Genomic DNA, 16,940 nt, shown 5'->3' on the forward strand with positions numbered 1-16,940 from the left:
CGGCGGTGGCGCCGTCGTCCGCGCCGTCCTCTTCGCGCGCCGCGGTGCGCGCCCAGCCGCCGCGTAGCGGCCGTCCGGCCTGATTCAGTCGGCCATCTCTCCCGCCAGTTCCCCCACGCGCCGCAAGGCGCGTTCGTACGCCGGGTTCCACGGATAGCAGCAGGACAGCCGCACGCAATTGCGGTAGCGCCCCTTGGCCGAGTACAGCGTGCCGGGCGCGATGGTGATGCGTTCGGCCAGCGCCGTCTGGAACAATGCCATGGTGTCCACGCCGCTGGGCAGCTCCACCCACAGCAGGCAGCCGCCGGACGGCGAGGTGGCCCGCGTCTGAGCCGGGAAGCAGCTGGCGACGGTGCCGCGCAGCCTTTCCATCTGGCTCATGAAGTGGCGGCGGATCAGCCGCAGGTGGTGGTCGTAGCCGCCGGTTTCCAGATATTCCGCCAGCGTTTCCTCCAGTAAGCGCGGCTGGGCCAGCGAGCTGGCGAACTTCAGCCGCGTCACTTCCCGCAAGAAGCGCCCGGGCGCGATCCAGCCGATGCGAAAACCCGGCGCCAAGGTCTTGCTGTAGCTGGAGCACAGCAGCACCCAGCCGTCGCGGTCATAGGCCTTGACCGCGTCCGGGGTGGCGCCGTCGTAGTGCAGATCGGCGTGCGGCACGTCCTCGATCAGCGGCACCTGGTGCTCGTTGACCAGCGCCGCCAGCCTTTGCTTGGCCTCGGCCGGCATGGTGCAGCCCAGCGGATTGTGCACGGTGGGCATGGCCACGATGGCGTTCAGCCTTTTCTCCGACAGCAAGAGTTCCAGCGCGTCCAGCGACAGGCCGTTGGCCGGATGGGTGGGAATTTCGATCACGCTCAGGCCCAGGTTCTTCAGCGTGGGCAGCAGCGCGAAATAAGTGGGCGATTCCAGGCCCACGGTGTCGCCCGGCTTGCAGCAGGCGCGCAAGGCCAGTTGCAGCGCCTCGGTGCAGCCGTTGGTGATCACCAAGTCCTCGGCGGCCAGCACGCAGCCCCAGCTGACCGCGCGCTGGGCGATCTGGCGGCGCAGCCGTTCCGAGCCGGGCGGAAACGGGTAATCGGTGGTCAGCTCCGGGTGCTGGCGCAGCAGCCGCCCCATGATGTGCTTGAAGCGGGTGGTGGGGTAGAAGTCGCTGCCGCGCGGGCTGGCCAAGGACAGGTCGATGAAATCCTCCCGTGTCTGCGCCGTCATCACCGCTTCGATCTGGTCCACCACCTCGCCGGCGTGGTGGGCGGCGCTTTGCCGGCGCATGCGCGGCAGCGGCAGGGTGGCGGCGGATTTGACGTAGAAGCCGGATTGCGGCCGCGCCTCGATCAGGCCGCGGTCCTCCAGCGTGCGGTAAGTCATCAGGATGGTGGACGGGCTGACCTTGTGCATTTCGCAGGCCTTGCGCACCGAGGGCAGCCGTTCTCCAGGCTGCACCACGCCGGTCTGGATCAGGGTGATCCATTCGTTGACCAACTGCTGATAGAGGGGTTCGTCGCTCATGCTGGGGGCCTCGCTGACAGATGTGGGGTCGCCATCGGTACAATTTTCCGCAAAAACGACCATAACAGTTTTGAAATTGTAAAACTGTTATGGTTCCAATTCAATTTTTCTGAATCTGTATTCGATGTTGCGGCGGCGTTATCATGGCCAGCATTGAAAACATGTCGCGTCCGGATTGTCCGGCCGCTGGCTATGGTTTGGAGCGGTAATGAACTTTGTTGCGTTGGTGACTTATCTGTTGGTGATGTCGATCACGCCGGGGCCGAACAATCTGGTATTGGCCTCGTCCGGGGTCAATCACGGTTTTTCCCGCACGGTGCCGGCCTTGCTGGGCATGTCGCTGGGCCTGTCGGTGCAGGTGGGCCTGTTGACGGTGTTCCTGGGCAGCCTGGTCGCCGTCATCGCTTCGGTGCAGATTTACCTGGCCATGGCCGGCTGCCTGTATTTGCTGTGGCTGTCCTGGGGCATGGCGCGCTCGGCGCCGGCCGCGGGCGAGTCCGGCGGCGCGCCTATGGGGTTTTGGGGCGGGGTGCTGTTCAACTGGTTGAATCCCAAGGTGTGGCTGATGGGTTTCAATATCGCGATGGTGTTTCTGCCGGCCAAGATGAACGCCTGGCATGCCGGCCTGCTGTTCGCGGCGCTGACTTTCGTCATCGGCCTGCCGTGCATCGCGCTGTGGGCGGGGTCCGGCGTGGCCGCGCGCCGCTTCCTGGCGTCGCCGCGCCGGTTGAGGGTTTTCAATTGCGGCATGGCGGCGATGCTGGCGGGAACCGCGATCTGGCTGTTGCTGGAAATGCTGCCGGCGCAGTCCTTGCACGCGCTGCCGCAAATGATTTGATGAATAGCTAAATCGATAGGGATGTTCTTGCTGGGGACATCGTCTATGCTGTCCAAAAGGGTAGGTGGCTTATCGTACAGGTATCCTGGGACGCACCCGGGCCGGGGTAGGCCGTAGGCGGGCAGCCGAGACGGGGGCATCATCATGACAGCAGCGGGTTTCGACGGCGTGTATCGTTCGAGCACGTCCTTCTACGGGGACAAGCCGTCCCCATCCTTGGTCCAGTATCTGGAAAAATATCATGTGGCGGGCGACGGAGCCGGCCTGGATCTGGGCTGCGGCCAGGGTCGCAACGCCTTGTTTCTGGCTCAGCGGGGCTTCGCGATGACGGCGGTGGACGGTTCGGCGGAGGCGATCGCGAGTCTGGGCGAGGCGGCGGACGAGCGCAGGCTGAACGTGAGCGGCAGGGTGGCGGATCTGGCCGGCCTGGAACTGGAGCCGGGGCGTTTCCGGCTGATCGTCGCGAATACTTCGCTGGATCATTTGGGTGCGGACGAGGGCGAGGCGCTGGCGCGCCAGATGGCCGCCGCGCTGGAGCCGGGCGGCCATCTGTTCGTATCGGTGTTCACGGTCGACGATCCGGGGTGCGACGCCCTGGGCCGGGTGGCCAGCGAGACGGCCTCCTACGTCAAGCATTACTACCAGCCGGGAGAGCTGCGCCGTCAGTTCTCGGCGCTGAGCCTGCTGGCCTATCAAGAGGAGTATGCGCTGGATGTCGGCCATGGCCAGCCGCATTACCACGGCATCGCCCGGCTGTTCGCGCGGCGGGATCACTGAGCGCCGTTGCCGCCGACGCGCGGCGGGCTTTATCGGGCTCTCAGAACCTGTTTACGATCTCGCGAGCTCAAGGTGAGGCAAGGCGTTGCGGCTGAGAAAGCGGAATGTACACGTGGTGCATGAGCATTTCGAAGCGGTACTCGCCGCGTCACGTTTCACGACGCGCAGCAGAACGTAAACAGGTTCTCAGGACTCCAGCGCCCGGCGTATCACTCCTTCCTTGTCGGCCGGCCGCCAGTCGGCCGGCTTCAGCACCTTGCCGTCCTCGCGGCGCACAATCTTGCCGTCCACGCATTTGCGCATATTGGCGGCGTGGATCTCCCGCGTCATCTCTTCCAGCGGCAGGCCTTGCGACATCAGCAGGCCGCTGAGCACATTGAGCACGTCCACGCCCTCGGCCAGCAGCTCCGCCATCCGGCGCGCGCGTTCCGCTTCATCGCCGTCCTGGCGCTTGTAGTCGGCCAGCGCTTGCTGGAATTCCGCCAGCTCTTCGCCCAACATGGTCTCCCACATCGCCAGCTGCTGCGGCTGCCATTGCGGCTGAGCCGGGCTGGGGATGTCGAACTGCTGCATGAATTGGCGGCGTAGGGCGAAGAAGTTTTCCATTATTTAGCGTCTTTCTGTTTTTGTGATCCATATATTGTGTTTTATCGGCGGGCGGGGCGCAAGCGGCGGGCAAAACAAAGCCCCGCCGGGGCGGGGCTGGATCGGGGCGCCGCGGGGTTTATGCCTGAGCGCTCAGCGCGGCCAGCGCGTCGAAGTAATCGGGGAAGGTCTTGGCCACGCATTTGGGGTCGTTGATGGTGACCGGGGCGCCCAGCAGCGAAATCAGGGAGAAGCACATCGCCATGCGGTGGTCGTCGTAGGTGTCGATCTCGGCGTTCGGCGTCAAGGCCGGCGGCGGGGTGATGCGGATGTAGTCCTGGCCTTCTTCCACCACGGCGCCGACCTTGCGCAGCTCGGCGGCCATCGCGCTCAGGCGGTCGGTTTCCTTGACGCGCCAGCTCTCGATATTGCGCAGCGTGCTGGTGCCGTCGGCGGCCAGCGCCGCCACCGCCAAGGTCATCGCCGCGTCCGGGATGTGGTTGAAGTCGGCGTCTATCGCCTTGAGCGGGAGGCTGGCGCGGGCTTCTATCCAATTGGGCCCCATGCTGACTTCGGCGCCCATCAGGCGCAGCGCGTCGGCGAACTTGACGTCGCCCTGAATGCTGTCCGCGCCCACGCCTTCCACCCGCACCGGGCCGCCCGCCAGCGCGCCGGCGGCGAGGAAATAGGACGCGCTGGAGGCGTCGCCTTCCACGTGAACCTCTCCCGGGGAAATATAAGTCTGGCCGCCGGGGATGGTGAAGCGGCGCCAGCCGTCGCGCTCAACCCGCACGCCGAAGCGCGCCATCAGATTGAGGGTGATTTCGATATAGGGCTTGGAGATCAGCTCGCCGCTGACTTCGATGACCGCGGTTTCGCCGGTCAGCGGCAGCGCCATCAGCAAGGCGGTGAGGAACTGGCTGGACACATTGCCCTTGACCGGGATGATCCGGCCGGCCTCCAGTTGCGCCGGCGCGATGGTCAGCGGCGGGTAGCCGGGCTGGCCTTGGTACTGAATCTTGGCGCCGGCCACGCGCAGCGCGTCCACCAGATCGCCGATCGGCCGTTCGTGCATGCGCGGCACGCCGCTGAGTTGGTAATCGCCCTGCATCAGCGCCAGCGCGGCGGTCAGCGGGCGGAAGGCGGTGCCGGCGTTGCCGAGGAACAGGTCTGCGCTTTTAACCGGAAATTCGCCGCCCACGCCCTGCACGCGGAAGTCGCGGCTGTCGCCTATCTGTTCGATCTCCACGCCCAGCAGCTTCAGCGCCGCCAGCATGTGGCGGATGTCGTCCGAATCCAGCAGATCGCGCACCAGGGTGCTGCCGCTGCCCAGCGCGGCCAGCAGCAGGGTGCGGTTGGAGATGCTTTTCGAGCCGGGGAGCTTGATGGCGCCGGACAGGCGGAGGACGGGGGCGAGATGCAGTTGTTCCATGGCGGTTCGGGATCTTGTGTTCTTGGGGTTGGCGAAGGGCGACGCGGCGCCCGTCGGACAATGTAACCGCCAGGAAGGTCTTTGCGCAAACCCGCGTGGCGGCGCGTCGGCGCGGCGCGCGTCGTAGAATCTTGCTGCGCCGGCCCGCGGCTTTGAGATAAAATCGACGGTTTGGCCGGTTGCCCGTCGCGGCGGCCGGCGCGAATTTCTGCAAGGACATCGTCTGTACATGACCGCACCTGTCATCGCCATCGACGGCCCGTCCGCCTCGGGCAAGGGCACCGTCGCCGCCCTGGTCGCCGCGCGGCTGGGTTTTCATTATCTGGATTCGGGCTCGCTCTACCGGCTGCTGGCGCTGTTCGCGCAGCGTCACAATATAGGCTGGGACGACGAGCCGGGCCTGGCCGCGGCCGCCTCCGGCTTGCCGGTGGAGTTCGCCGACGGGGCGGTGTGGCTGGAGAGCAACGACGCCAGCGCGGCGATACGCAGCGAGGAAATCGGCATCGGCGCGTCCAAGGTGGGCGCGCTGCCGGCGGTGCGCGCCGCGCTGTTGCAGCGCCAACGCGATTTCTGCCAGTTGCCGGGCCTGGTGACGGACGGCCGCGACATGGGTTCGGTGGTGTTTCCCGCCGCCGCCTTGAAGGTGTTTTTGACCGCCAGCGCCGAGGAACGCGCCGAGCGCCGCTATAAGCAGTTGATCGGCAAGGGAGATTCTGCTAATCTCCCACGGATTCTGCAGGACATTATCGATCGGGACGCGCGCGATGCCGCCCGGCCGGTAGCGCCGCTGCGCCAGGAGCCGGACGCCTTTTTGCTCGACACCACGGAGCTGACCATCGACCAGGCGGTCGCACAGGTTCTACGTTGGTTCGAGGAAAGACAGGTCTCCGGCCTATGATTTTTTTGTCGGGTGAAAATGCTGCAAGGCAATAAACCCGTTGTGCAACCCTAACCCCGCACGCCGCAAGGCGCGCACCGAGAGTACGCTTGATGACTACCCTCTCCATGGAAAACTTCGCTCAGCTGTTTGAGGAAAGCCTGACCCTTCACGACATGCGCGTGGGCGAGGTGATCACTGCCGAAGTGGTGGCAGTTGATTCCAACTTTGTAACCGTGAACGCAGGCCTCAAGTCCGAGTCCCTGATTCCGGCTGAAGAATTCAAGAACGACCAAGGCGTGGTCGAAGTGGCCATCGGCGACTTCGTTACCGTCGCCATCGACGCGCTGGAAAACGGCTTTGGCGAAACCAAGCTGTCCCGCGAAAAAGCCAAGCGCCTGGCCGCTTGGGTGGAGCTGGAAGAGGCTCTGGAAACCGGCAAGATCCTGTCCGGTCTGATCAGCGGCAAAGTCAAAGGCGGCCTGACCGTTATGGTCAACGGCATCCGCGCCTTCCTGCCGGGTTCCCTGGTTGACGTGCGTCCGGTGAAAGACACCACCCCGTACGAAAACAAACAGATCGAATTCAAGGTCATCAAGCTGGATCGCAAGCGCAACAACGTTGTTGTGTCCCGTCGTTCCGTGCTGGAAGAAACCCTGGGCGAAGAGCGCAAAGCTCTGCTGGAAACCCTGAAAGAGGGCGCCATCATCAAGGGTATCGTCAAGAACATCACCGACTACGGTGCGTTCGTTGACCTGGGCGGCATCGATGGTCTGCTGCACATCACCGACCTGGCATGGCGCCGCGTGAAGCACCCGTCCGAAGTTCTGGCCGTGGGCGACGAAGTGGAAGCCAAGGTACTGAAGTTCGACCAAGAGAAGAACCGCGTATCCCTGGGTCTGAAGCAACTGGGCGAAGATCCGTGGGTGGGCCTGTCCCGCCGCTACCCGTCCGGCACCCGTCTGTTCGGCAAGGTGACCAACCTGACCGACTACGGCGCGTTCGTGGAAATCGAACAGGGCATCGAAGGCCTGGTGCACGTGTCCGAAATGGACTGGACCAACAAGAACGTACACCCGTCCAAGGTTGTTCAGGTTGGCGACGAAGTGGAAGTCATGATCCTGGAAATCGACGAAGACCGTCGTCGCATCTCCCTGGGCATGAAGCAGTGCCTGGCCAACCCGTGGAACGAGTTTGCCGACAACTTCCACAAAGGCGACAAGCTGAAGGGCGCGATCAAGTCCATCACCGACTTCGGCGTGTTCGTTGGCCTGCCGGGCGGCATCGACGGCCTGGTTCACCTGTCCGACCTGTCCTGGAACGAAGCTGGCGAAGAAGCCGTGCGCAAGTTCAAGAAGGGCGACGAGGTTGAAGCCGTTGTTCTGTCCATCGACGTTGAGAAAGAGCGCATTTCCCTGGGCATCAAGCAGATGGAAGGCGATCCGTTCAACAACTTCGTTGCGATGAACGACAAGGGCGCTCTGGTTAAGGGCACCGTGAAGTCCGTTGACGCCAAAGGCGCCGTCGTGACTCTGGACACCGATGTTGAAGGCTACCTGCGCGCTTCCGAACTGTCCCGCGACCGCGTGGAAGACGCTCGCTCCGTTCTGAAGGACGGCGAAGAAGTGGAAGCCGTGATCATTGCCGTGGACCGCAAGTCCCGCAACATCAGCCTGTCCATCAAGGCTAAAGACGCTCAGGAAGACAACGTTGCTCTGAAGAGCCTGTCCGTTGACAGCGCTTCCGCTGGCACCACCAATCTGGGTGCCTTGCTGAAGGCAAAACTGTCCGGCTCTAACGAGTAATTGAGACATGACCAAATCTGAGCTGATCGCTAGGCTGTCGGAACGACTCGCCGAGCGCAATTCTCAGTTGGTCTACAAAGACGCTGAGTTGGCCGTCAAAACCATTTTGGATGCGATGGCCAATAACCTGGCGCAGGGAAACCGGATTGAAATCCGCGGTTTCGGCAGTTTCGATTTGAACTACCGTCCGCCGCGGATTGGCCGCAACCCCAAGTCGGGCACCAGCGTCTCGGTTCCTGAGAAATATGTGCCGCATTTCAAGGCGGGTAAAGAATTGCGCGAACGCGTCGATCTGTCCCTGTTGGAGCAGAGCGAAGCCTAGGCGTTCAAGCCCTGTCTAGCGAATCCGAAGCGCCGCTTTTTGCGGCGCTTTTTCTTTGCGCGGCTGAAATTCCAGCTTGGGTTGCGCCGGGCTATCGTTTAAACTTGCACTCCGGCAAACAAATCGAGCGAGATCATGCGTTACCTGCTTCGTATCGTTGAATTGGCCCTGTTGGTATTCCTGATCGCGGTCACCGTGCAAAACAGCCATGCGGTTGAATTCAAATTGTTCTTCGGCCAGTCCTGGTCCGCGCCGCTGATTGTGTTTCTGCTGCTGTTTTTCGTGGTTGGCGCGCTGGTCGGTCTGCTCGCCACGCTCGGCTATTATCTGCGCAGCCGGAAAGAGCTGTCCCAATTGAAAAAAGAATTGCGCAACCGTCCCCCCGCCAGCAAGGTGATCAGCGACCCCAGCGACGCGATCGCCGATTGAGCCTAGCGCGAGCGGCGGAGCGAGCCGGCGCCGCGCCTAGGCGCCGCCGCGATGGAATCCGTCGTTCTTGATGATGCCGCCCGGGAGCGGCTGTTGTTGTTTGTCCGGAAAGGATTGCTGTTGGAACTGGATTTGTGGTGGTTGCTATTGTTTCCGGCCTTTTTCGGCCTGGGTTGGTTTGCCGCGCGCGTGGACATGCGCACGGTGCTGAAACAGGCGAAGGCGGTGCCGACCGGATTTTTCCGCGGCCTGGACGCGCTGGTGGAGGACAAGACCGATATCGCCGCCTCGGCCCTGGCCGAAGTGGCGCGCCAGCAAGGGTCGGCGCTGGAGTTGCAGCACACCTTGGGCAAGCTCTACCGCAAGCGCGGGGAGAACGACCGCGCCATCCGGTTGCATCAGCGCATGCTGGACGCGCCGGATCTGCCGGCCGAGCACCGCGACGCGGTGCGCTTCGAATTGGCCCAGGATTTCCGTAAAGCGGGTCTGGTGGACCGGGCGGAAGAGATTCTGATCAAGCTGCAGGACGGCAATATGGGCCTGGCCGCGCGGCGTCAGCTGCTGGACATCTACCAGCAGGACCGCGATTGGCACAAGGCCATCGCCACCGCCAAGGAGTTGCGCAGCGACGCGCATTCCTTCCAGCACGAGGTGGCGCAGTTCTATTGCGAACTGGCCCAGGGCGAGTTGTACAAATCCAATAGCGAACAAGCGCGCCACTATGTGGAAGAAGCGTTCACGGCCAACCGCAAGTGCGTGCGCGCCAGCTTGATCCTCGGAGATATCGAGTTCGCCGGCGGTCATGTGGAGGCGGCGATCGCGGCCTGGCAGAACATTGAAAAGCAGAATTACGAATACTTGTCGATGGCCGCCGAGCGGCTGTTCGACGCCTATGAGCGGCTGGACAAGCCGCTGGAAGGCATCGCCTTGCTGCGCGGCTATCAGAAGACATTCCCGCAGCTGGAACTGACCGATCTGCTGTACCAGAAGATCGCCACTTACGAGGGCGAGGAAAAAGCGCTGGAAGTGGCGCGCGAGGGCGTGCACGCCCGTCCCAGCCTGTCCGGCGTCTACCGCTTGATCGAGGCGCAGATGGACGAATTGAGCCCGGAAGGGCGGATGGACGCGGAAGTGGCGCGCGCCTTGGTGCTCAAGCACGCGCAGCGCCTGAGCGTGCACCGTTGCAAATGCTGCAACTTCCGCTCGCGCGCCTTCTTCTGGCATTGCCCGGCCTGCGGCGAGTGGGAGGGCTTCACCGCCAACCGGACGGAATCGCAGTAAGCAGCAGCGCCGCTGAACAAAACGCCTAGATGTACTGCTTACGTCTGCGCGCCTTGCCTCTGCTTCTCCGCGAGGTGTTGTCAGCGGCTTGGGCGTAGGGATAGTTGTGCAGCCGCCAGAGAGCGGCTGCGCTGATTTGAATACCGGCCGTCGGCGAGCGTCGGCGGCAAGAATGGAGCAAGCATGAATCCTTTGATCGCAGCCGACGCGGCGCAGCCGACTTCGCCCGTCGTCGTGGCCCTGGACTTTGCCGACGCGGACAGCGCCTTGCGCTTCGCCAGCCGCCTGGACCCGAGCGAGTGTCGCCTCAAGGTGGGCAAGGAGCTGTTCACCTCCTCCGGCCGTAGCCTGGTGGAGAGTCTGGTGGCCAGAGGGTTTCAGGTGTTTCTGGATTTGAAGTTCCACGATATTCCCAATACCGTGGCCCATGCTTGCAAGGCGGCGGCGGAAGCCGGCGTCTGGATGGTCAATGTGCACGCCTCCGGCGGCCGCCGGATGATGGAGGCCGCGCGCGAGGCGCTGGCGCCGTACAGCCAGCGTCCGCTCTTGATCGCGGTGACGGTGCTGACCAGCATGGAAGCGGCGGATCTGGCCGAAATCGGCATCGCCGCTTCGCCGCAAGAGCATGTGCTGCGGCTGGCCGCGCTGACCCGCGACTGCGGGCTGGACGGCGTGGTGTGTTCGGCCCAGGAAGCCGGCGAACTGAAAGCCGCGCTGGGCCGCGAATTCAAACTGGTGACGCCGGGCATCCGCCTGGCGGACAGCGTAGCCGACGATCAGCGCCGGGTGATGACGCCGACGACCGCGCTGGCCGCAGGCTCCGATTATCTGGTGATAGGCCGGCCCATCACCCGCGCCGCCGACCCGCTGGCCGTGTTGCGCGCGATCAATCAAGACATTCAGCACTATCAGGCTCAATAAAATATGAAAATCACAGTTATCGGTACGGGGTATGTCGGTCTGGTGACCGGCACGTGTCTGGCGGAAACCGGCTATCACGTGTGCTGCCTGGATGTGGATCCCAATAAGATCGCCATCCTGAAACAGGGCGGCATTCCGATTTTCGAACCCGGTCTGGAAGACATGGTGCGGCGCAACGTCGCCGCCGGCCGGCTCAGCTTCACCACCGACATCGCCGAGTCTGTGGCCTTCGGCGACGTGCAGTTCATCGCCGTCGGCACCCCGCCGGACGAGGACGGCTCCGCCGACCTGCAATACGTGCTGGCCGCCGCGCGCAATATCGGCCGCCACATGACGGACTACAAGGTCATCGTCGACAAGTCCACGGTGCCGGTGGGCACCGCCGACCTGGTCAAGGCGGCGGTGGCGGAAACCCTGGCCGAGCGCGGCGAGGCGTTGGAATTCAGCGTGGTGTCCAACCCGGAATTCCTGAAGGAAGGCGCGGCCATCGACGACTTCATGCGTCCGGACCGCGTGGTGATCGGCGTAGACGACGAGCGCGCGGCCGCGATGATGCGCCGGCTGTACGCGCCGTTCCAGCGCAATCACGAGCGCGTGCTGCTGATGGACGTGCGCTCCGCCGAACTGACCAAGTACGCGGCCAACGCCATGCTGGCGACGCGCATCTCCTTCATGAACGAATTGGCCAATCTGGCCGAGAGCCTGGGCGCCGACATCGAGCAAGTGCGGTTGGGCATGGGCTCGGATCCGCGCATCGGCTATCACTTCCTGTATCCGGGCGTGGGCTACGGCGGCTCCTGCTTCCCCAAGGACGTCAAGGCCCTGGTGCAGACCGCCAAGGAAAACGGCCATGACTTGCGCGTGTTGAGCGCGGTGGAAGAGGCCAACGATCTGCAAAAGCTGCGCCTGGTGGACAAGGTGCTGGCGCGTTTCGGCCAAGATCTGTCCGGCCGCCGCTTCGCGATGTGGGGCCTGGCCTTCAAGCCCAACACCGACGATATGCGCGAAGCGCCCAGCCGCGTGATCGCGGAAGAACTGAGCCGCCGCGGCGCGGAAGTGGTGGCCTTCGATCCGGTGGCCATCCATGAAGCGCAGCGGGTGATGGGCGACATCGCCGGCCTGAGCTTCGCCGACGACATGATGGCGGCGTTGCGGCAGGCCGACGCCTTGCTGATCGTCACCGAATGGAAGATGTTCCGCGCGCCGGACCTGAGCGCGGTCAAGCAAGCGCTGAAGCAGCCCTTAGTGTTCGACGGCCGCAATATGTACGATCCGGCCTGGATGCGCGAGCAGGGCTTCGATTACTTCGCGATCGGCCGCTGAGGATAATCATGGGCCTGATGCAAGACCTGGGGCTGGACAGCTCCAAACTGGCCGCCGAACTGGCGCAAGCGAAAGTCCTGGTGGTGGGCGATGTGATGCTGGACCGTTATTGGTTCGGCGACGCCACCCGCATTTCGCCGGAAGCGCCGGTGCCGGTGGCCAAGATCGAGCGCATTGAAGAGCGCGCCGGCGGCGCCGCCAACGTGGCGCGCAATATCGCCGGCCTGGGCGGCAAGGCCACCTTGCTGTCGGTGGTGGGCGACGACGAAGCCGCCTCGGCGCTGGAGCGCCTGCTGGCCGCGGACGGCATCGCCACCTCGCTGAAGCGCGACCCCAGCATCGCCACCACCATCAAGTTGCGCGTGGTGGCGCGGCAGCAACAGCTGATCCGCCTCGACTTCGAGGACGCGCCCAGCCATGAGATCCTGGCCGGCAAGCTGGAAGAGTATCAGCAGATCCTGGCCGAGCACGACGTGGTGATCCTGTCCGATTACGGCAAGGGCGGGCTGACCCACGTCAGCAAGATGATCGAACTGGCGCGCCAGGCCGGCAAGCCGGTGTTGATCGATCCCAAGGGCGACGACTACAGCAAATACGCCGGCGCCACGCTGTTGACGCCCAATCGCAGCGAGTTCCGCCAGGTGGCCGGCCGCTGGGCGTCGGAGAGCGAGCTGACCGCCAAGGCGCAGGCCTTGCGTGCGGACTTGGCGCTGGACGCCTTGCTGGTGACGCGCAGCGAGGAGGGCATGACCTTGTTCCGCGACGAGGGCGTGGTGCATCAGCCCACCTTCGCGCGCGAAGTCTACGACGTGTCCGGCGCCGGCGACACCGTGATCGGCACGCTGGGCCTGGGGCTGGCCGCCGGCCAGCCGCTGCCGGTGGCGATGAGTCTCGCCAACGCCGCCGCCGGCGTGGTGGTGGGCAAGCTGGGCACCGCGGTGTGCAGCCAGCGCGAACTTTTCGCCGTGTGATCCCGTCCAGTCAGGCTGGATCCTGAAGGAGAACCCATGCAGCACTATACCGATGCCATCTTGGCGTTCTGGTTTGGCGGCGGCGACGACAGTTTCCTGTCGGTGCCGCGCAGCGCCTGGTTCAAGAAGGATGAAGTGTTCGACGGCATTATCCGCGAACGCTTCCTGGACGCGTGGCGACAGGCGCGCGCCGGGGAACTGCCGGCGGAGGCCGGCGACGCTCGCCGCGGTCTGGCCTGGCTGATTCTGACCGATCAATTCCCGCGCAATCTGTTCCGCCGCTCGGCCGAGGCCTTCGCCACCGACGGCCAGGCGCTGGCGCTGGCGCGCGAGATAGTGGCGCGCGGCCTGGACCGGCAACTGCCGCATATCGCCCGCACCTTCGTCTATCTGCCGTTCGAGCACAGCGAGTCGCTGGCGGATCAGGACGAAGCCGTGCGTTTGTTTGAAACCATGGCCGAGGACGCGGCCATGGCGAGTTTTATCGATTACGCGCACCGCCACCGGGACGTGATCGTCCGCTTCGGACGCTTCCCGCATCGCAACGCCGCGCTGGGCCGGATGGACACGCCGGACGAGAAGGCCTATCTGGCCGAGCCCGGCGCCGGTTTTTAAACGCGCAGCAATATTCTCGCGCCGTCGGCGATGGCCGGCGGCGGAAAGGCAAAACATGACTATCGTCGTCACCGGCGCCGCCGGTTTTATTGGTTCCAACCTGGTCAAGGCGCTGAACGAGCGCGGCGTCACCGACATCATCGCCGTGGACAATCTGTCCAGCGGCGACAAGTTCCGCAATCTGGTGGATTGCGAAATCGCCCACTATATGGACAAGCACGACTTCCTGGCCTTGCTGCTGGAAGGCGAGTTTGAGGGCGAACTGTCCGCCATCCTGCACCAGGGCGCGTGTTCCGATACCATGAACCACGACGGCAAGTACATGATGGATAACAACTATCAGTACACGCTGGCCCTGTTCGACTACTGTCAGCACGAGGAGATTCAGTTCCTCTACGCCTCCAGCGCCGCCACCTACGGCAAGGGCACCGTGTTCAAGGAAGAGCGCCAGTACGAAGGTCCGCTCAATGTCTACGGCTATTCCAAATTCCTGTTCGACCAAGTGCTGCGTCAACGCATGAAGGAAGGCCTGAGCGCGCAGGCGGTGGGCTTCCGCTATTTCAACGTCTACGGCCCGCGCGAGCAGCATAAGGGCCGGATGGCCTCGGTGGCCTTCCACCACTTCAATCAGTATCGCGAACATGGCAAGGTCAAGCTGTTCGGCGGCTGGGACGGCTGGGGCAACGGCATGCAAAGCCGCGACTTCGTGTCGGTGGAGGATGTGGCCAAGATCAATCTGTATTTCCTGGACCACCCGGAAAAGAGCGGCATCTTCAACCTGGGTTCCGGCCGCTCGCAGCCGTTCAACGACGTGGCCGTGGCCACCGTCAACGCCTGCCGCCGCCATGACGGCCAGCCGGCGCTGAGCCTGGACGAGATGGCGGCTCAGGGCATCGTCGAATACGTGGACTTCCCGGACGCGCTCAAGGGCAAATATCAGAGTTTCACCCAGGCCGACATCGGCAAACTGCGCAGCGCCGGTTACGGCGCCGAGCTGTTTGACGTCGAGCAGGGCGTGGATCGCTACGTGGATTGGCTGATCAAGCAATGACGCTGCGCGTCCGGCAGGCGGCGCGGCTGCTGATGCTGGACCCGGCGGGCAGGGTGCTGCTCTTTCCCTACCAGCCGGCGGACCGGGCCGAATACTGGTTCACGCCGGGCGGCGAACTCGAAGCCGGCGAAAGCCTGGCGGACGCGGCCCGGCGCGAATGCCGTGAAGAGACCGGTCACCTTATCGCCGATCCCGGCTCGCCGGTGGCCCGCCGCTCATTCGAGTTGACGCTGTTGGACGGAGAACGGGTGCGGGCGCTTGAGCATTTCTTCCTGATCCGCGTCGAACACGCGAGGCTGGACGACGGCGGCAGGACCGCGCTTGAGCGGCGGGTGATGGGGCGGGGCCGTTGGTGGCCGCCGGAGGAACTAGCCGCGTCCGGCGCGCGCTATTTCCCTGAAGACTTGCTGGCGATGCTGGCGGAAGCGTCCGCGGGCTGATAGTTGCAGCAACGGTTATTTGCTTAGACATAAGGATTCCGTCTTTGCTGATAGCCAATCGGTATAATGGCCGTTCCCCGTTGGAGAACGCGTCGTGTACAAGCATCTGGAAGATTTCGTCGGCCACACCCCCTTGGTCAGACTCAAGCGCCTGCCCGGCGTCACCAGCAACATCGTGCTGGTCAAGCTGGAAGGCAATAACCCGGCGGGTTCGGTCAAAGACCGGCCGGCGTTGTCCATGATCCGTCGCGCGGAAGAGCGCGGCGAGATCCAGCCGGGCGATACGCTGATCGAACCCACCAGCGGCAACACCGGCATCGCGTTGGCGATGGCGGCGGCGATGATGGGCTATAAGATGATCCTCATCATGCCGGAGAACTCCAGCGCCGAGCGGGTGCAGGCGATGCGCGCCTACGGCGCGGAAGTGGTCCTGACCCCCAAGGAAGCCTCCATGCCGGGTTCCATCGACCTGGCGCGCAAGATGGAAGCCGCCGGCCAGGGCCGCATCCTCGATCAATTCTCCAATCCGGACAATCCGCTGGCCCACTATGAAAGCACCGGGCCGGAAATCTGGCATGACACCCGGGGCGGCGTCACCCACTTCGTGTCCAGCATGGGCACCACCGGCACCGTCATGGGCACCAGCCGCTATCTGAAGCAGCAAAATCCGGCGATCCAGATCGTGGGCGTGCATCCGGAGCCGGGCAGCCAGATCGCCGGCATCCGTAAATGGGAAGACCCTTACGTGCCCAAGATTTGCGACTTCTCGCAACTGGACGATTTGCAGCACGTCGGCCAGCAGGAGGCCGAGGATATGGCGCGGCAACTGGCGCGCGAGGAGGGCATCCTGGCCGGGCCTTCGTCCGGCGGCGCCTTGGCGGTGGCGCTGCGCCTGTCGCGTCAGCTGGAGAACGCGGTCATCGTCTCCATCATCTGCGACCGCGGCGACCGTTACCTGTCCACTGGACTGTTCGGCTGAGAGCGAGGGTTCACGCCCCTTCCGGCCAAGGCGCTTGTGAACCGCGTCACAAGACGGACGGCGCGGCGGAACGCAGTGTTCGCGTTTTGGCGCTGGCGTCCGGCGCCTCATGTCGCTAGCATCGGGAGTCCATTGTCCCCGTCCCGGAGGCTCCGATGCTGCTGCATGTCGATTCCCGTTTTCTCAGCCCTTACGCGCTGTCCGCCTTTGTCGCCCTGAAAGAAAAGGGGCTGACTTTCGAACTATCGACCGTCAGCCTGGAGGCGCAGGCCAATCTGGCGGCCGACTATCGGCGTCAGTCGCTGACCGCCCGCGTGCCCATGCTGGAAGACGGCGAGTTCCGTCTCAGCGAATCCTCGGCCATTGCCGAATATCTGGAAGACGCTTATCCCGAACGCGCGCGGCTATACCCGCAGGACTTGCGCCAGCGCGCTCGCGCGCGCCAGCTGCAAGCCTGGCTGCGCAGCGATCTGATGGCGCTGCGGGAAGACCGCAACACCGAGGTGGTGTTTCTGCGTCCGGCGGCGGGCACGCTGGCGCCGGAAGCGCGCCAGGCGGCCGGCAAGCTGATCGCGGCCGCGGAGCAATTGCTGCCGGCCGACGGCGGCGAGCTGTTCGGCGCCTGGTGTCTGGCCGATACCGATCTCGCGCTAATGCTGAAACGGCTGCAATACGACGATGCGCTGCCGCCGCGTTTGGCCGCCTACGCCGAGCGCCAATGGCGGCGGCCGGCGGTGCAGGACTGGCTGGCGCTGGGACGGCGGGCGGCCTCGGCTTGAAAGGCTGAG

The 16,940-nt window shown here is 64.2% G+C and carries 18 protein-coding genes; 15 read left to right on the forward strand and 3 right to left on the reverse strand.

Going from position 1 to position 16,940, the window contains the following annotated elements; genetic code table 11:
• Positions 1-84 precede the first annotated feature (84 nt).
• Positions 85-1,506, reverse strand: coding sequence for a PLP-dependent aminotransferase family protein (locus NK214_RS10300; protein WP_235087745.1), 1,422 nt, complete (start codon positions 1,504-1,506; stop codon positions 85-87).
• A 208-nt stretch (positions 1,507-1,714) separates the two neighbouring features.
• On the opposite strand from NK214_RS10300, the gene NK214_RS10305 reads away from it, so the two are divergent.
• Positions 1,715-2,344 (forward strand): LysE family translocator, encoded by a 630-nt coding sequence (locus NK214_RS10305; RefSeq protein WP_107799736.1) that lies wholly within the window; start codon positions 1,715-1,717, stop codon positions 2,342-2,344.
• Positions 2,345-2,488: 144 nt separating this feature from the next.
• Positions 2,489-3,121, forward strand: a complete 633-nt coding sequence (locus NK214_RS10310; RefSeq protein ID WP_107799735.1) for a bifunctional 2-polyprenyl-6-hydroxyphenol methylase/3-demethylubiquinol 3-O-methyltransferase UbiG — start codon at positions 2,489-2,491, stop codon at positions 3,119-3,121.
• A gap of 186 nt (positions 3,122-3,307) precedes the next feature.
• Here NK214_RS10310 and NK214_RS10315 read toward each other — a convergent pair whose 3' ends face one another.
• Both NK214_RS10315 and aroA read right to left on the reverse strand, forming a co-directional pair.
• The gene (locus tag NK214_RS10315; protein ID WP_253314412.1) at positions 3,308-3,727 is read right to left on the reverse strand and encodes a nucleoside triphosphate pyrophosphohydrolase family protein; all 420 of its coding nucleotides are present in this window, start codon (positions 3,725-3,727) and stop codon (positions 3,308-3,310) included.
• Between the two features lie 118 nt (positions 3,728-3,845).
• Complete coding sequence (gene aroA / locus NK214_RS10320; RefSeq protein ID WP_227104005.1) at positions 3,846-5,138, reverse strand: 3-phosphoshikimate 1-carboxyvinyltransferase; 1,293 nt, start codon at positions 5,136-5,138, stop codon at positions 3,846-3,848.
• 229 nt (positions 5,139-5,367) lie between these two features.
• Here aroA and cmk point away from each other — a divergent pair, with 229 nt between their 5' ends.
• The 13 genes from cmk to yfcF all read left to right on the forward strand — a co-directional run bounded on the left by cmk (position 5,368) and on the right by yfcF (position 16,931).
• Complete coding sequence (cmk, locus tag NK214_RS10325; protein WP_107799732.1) at positions 5,368-6,036, forward strand: (d)CMP kinase; 669 nt, start codon at positions 5,368-5,370, stop codon at positions 6,034-6,036.
• Between the two features lie 92 nt (positions 6,037-6,128).
• Entirely contained in the window at positions 6,129-7,820 is a 1,692-nt protein-coding gene (gene rpsA / locus NK214_RS10330) for a 30S ribosomal protein S1 (RefSeq protein WP_085951937.1), read from the forward strand.
• Positions 7,821-7,827: 7 nt separating this feature from the next.
• Positions 7,828-8,142, forward strand: coding sequence for an integration host factor subunit beta (locus NK214_RS10335; protein WP_019104286.1), 315 nt, complete (start codon positions 7,828-7,830; stop codon positions 8,140-8,142).
• 135 nt (positions 8,143-8,277) lie between these two features.
• Positions 8,278-8,571 (forward strand): lipopolysaccharide assembly LapA domain-containing protein, encoded by a 294-nt coding sequence (locus NK214_RS10340; RefSeq protein ID WP_019104285.1) that lies wholly within the window; start codon positions 8,278-8,280, stop codon positions 8,569-8,571.
• Positions 8,572-8,691: 120 nt separating this feature from the next.
• On the forward strand, positions 8,692-9,852 hold the full coding sequence (gene lapB / locus NK214_RS10345; RefSeq protein ID WP_199225882.1) for a lipopolysaccharide assembly protein LapB: 1,161 nt from the start codon (positions 8,692-8,694) through the stop codon (positions 9,850-9,852).
• A gap of 183 nt (positions 9,853-10,035) precedes the next feature.
• Positions 10,036-10,773 carry an orotidine-5'-phosphate decarboxylase gene (pyrF, locus tag NK214_RS10350; protein WP_107799730.1) on the forward strand — a complete coding sequence of 246 codons (738 nt, stop codon included), beginning with the start codon at positions 10,036-10,038 and terminating at the stop codon, positions 10,771-10,773.
• Positions 10,774-10,776: 3 nt separating this feature from the next.
• Positions 10,777-12,096, forward strand: coding sequence for a UDP-glucose/GDP-mannose dehydrogenase family protein (locus tag NK214_RS10355; RefSeq protein ID WP_107799729.1), 1,320 nt, complete (start codon positions 10,777-10,779; stop codon positions 12,094-12,096).
• A gap of 8 nt (positions 12,097-12,104) precedes the next feature.
• Positions 12,105-13,067, forward strand: a complete 963-nt coding sequence (gene rfaE1 / locus NK214_RS10360) for a D-glycero-beta-D-manno-heptose-7-phosphate kinase (RefSeq protein WP_304502833.1) — start codon at positions 12,105-12,107, stop codon at positions 13,065-13,067.
• A 36-nt stretch (positions 13,068-13,103) separates the two neighbouring features.
• Positions 13,104-13,682, forward strand: a complete 579-nt coding sequence (locus NK214_RS10365; protein ID WP_253314413.1) for a DUF924 family protein — start codon at positions 13,104-13,106, stop codon at positions 13,680-13,682.
• Between the two features lie 55 nt (positions 13,683-13,737).
• On the forward strand, positions 13,738-14,733 hold the full coding sequence (gene rfaD, locus NK214_RS10370; RefSeq protein WP_107799726.1) for an ADP-glyceromanno-heptose 6-epimerase: 996 nt from the start codon (positions 13,738-13,740) through the stop codon (positions 14,731-14,733).
• Positions 14,730-15,173 (forward strand): NUDIX hydrolase, encoded by a 444-nt coding sequence (locus tag NK214_RS10375; RefSeq protein ID WP_253314414.1) that lies wholly within the window; start codon positions 14,730-14,732, stop codon positions 15,171-15,173. Before rfaD ends, NK214_RS10375 begins: the two co-directional genes overlap by 4 nt.
• 94 nt (positions 15,174-15,267) lie before the next feature.
• Entirely contained in the window at positions 15,268-16,152 is an 885-nt protein-coding gene (cysM, locus tag NK214_RS10380) for a cysteine synthase CysM (RefSeq protein ID WP_107799724.1), read from the forward strand.
• Between the two features lie 155 nt (positions 16,153-16,307).
• Complete coding sequence (yfcF, locus tag NK214_RS10385) at positions 16,308-16,931, forward strand: glutathione transferase (protein WP_235087755.1); 624 nt, start codon at positions 16,308-16,310, stop codon at positions 16,929-16,931.
• Positions 16,932-16,940: the final 9 nt, after the last annotated feature.

The sequence above is a fragment of the Chromobacterium sp. S0633 genome (assembly GCF_024158805.1).
In the GTDB taxonomy this organism is placed as follows: domain Bacteria; phylum Pseudomonadota; class Gammaproteobacteria; order Burkholderiales; family Chromobacteriaceae; genus Chromobacterium.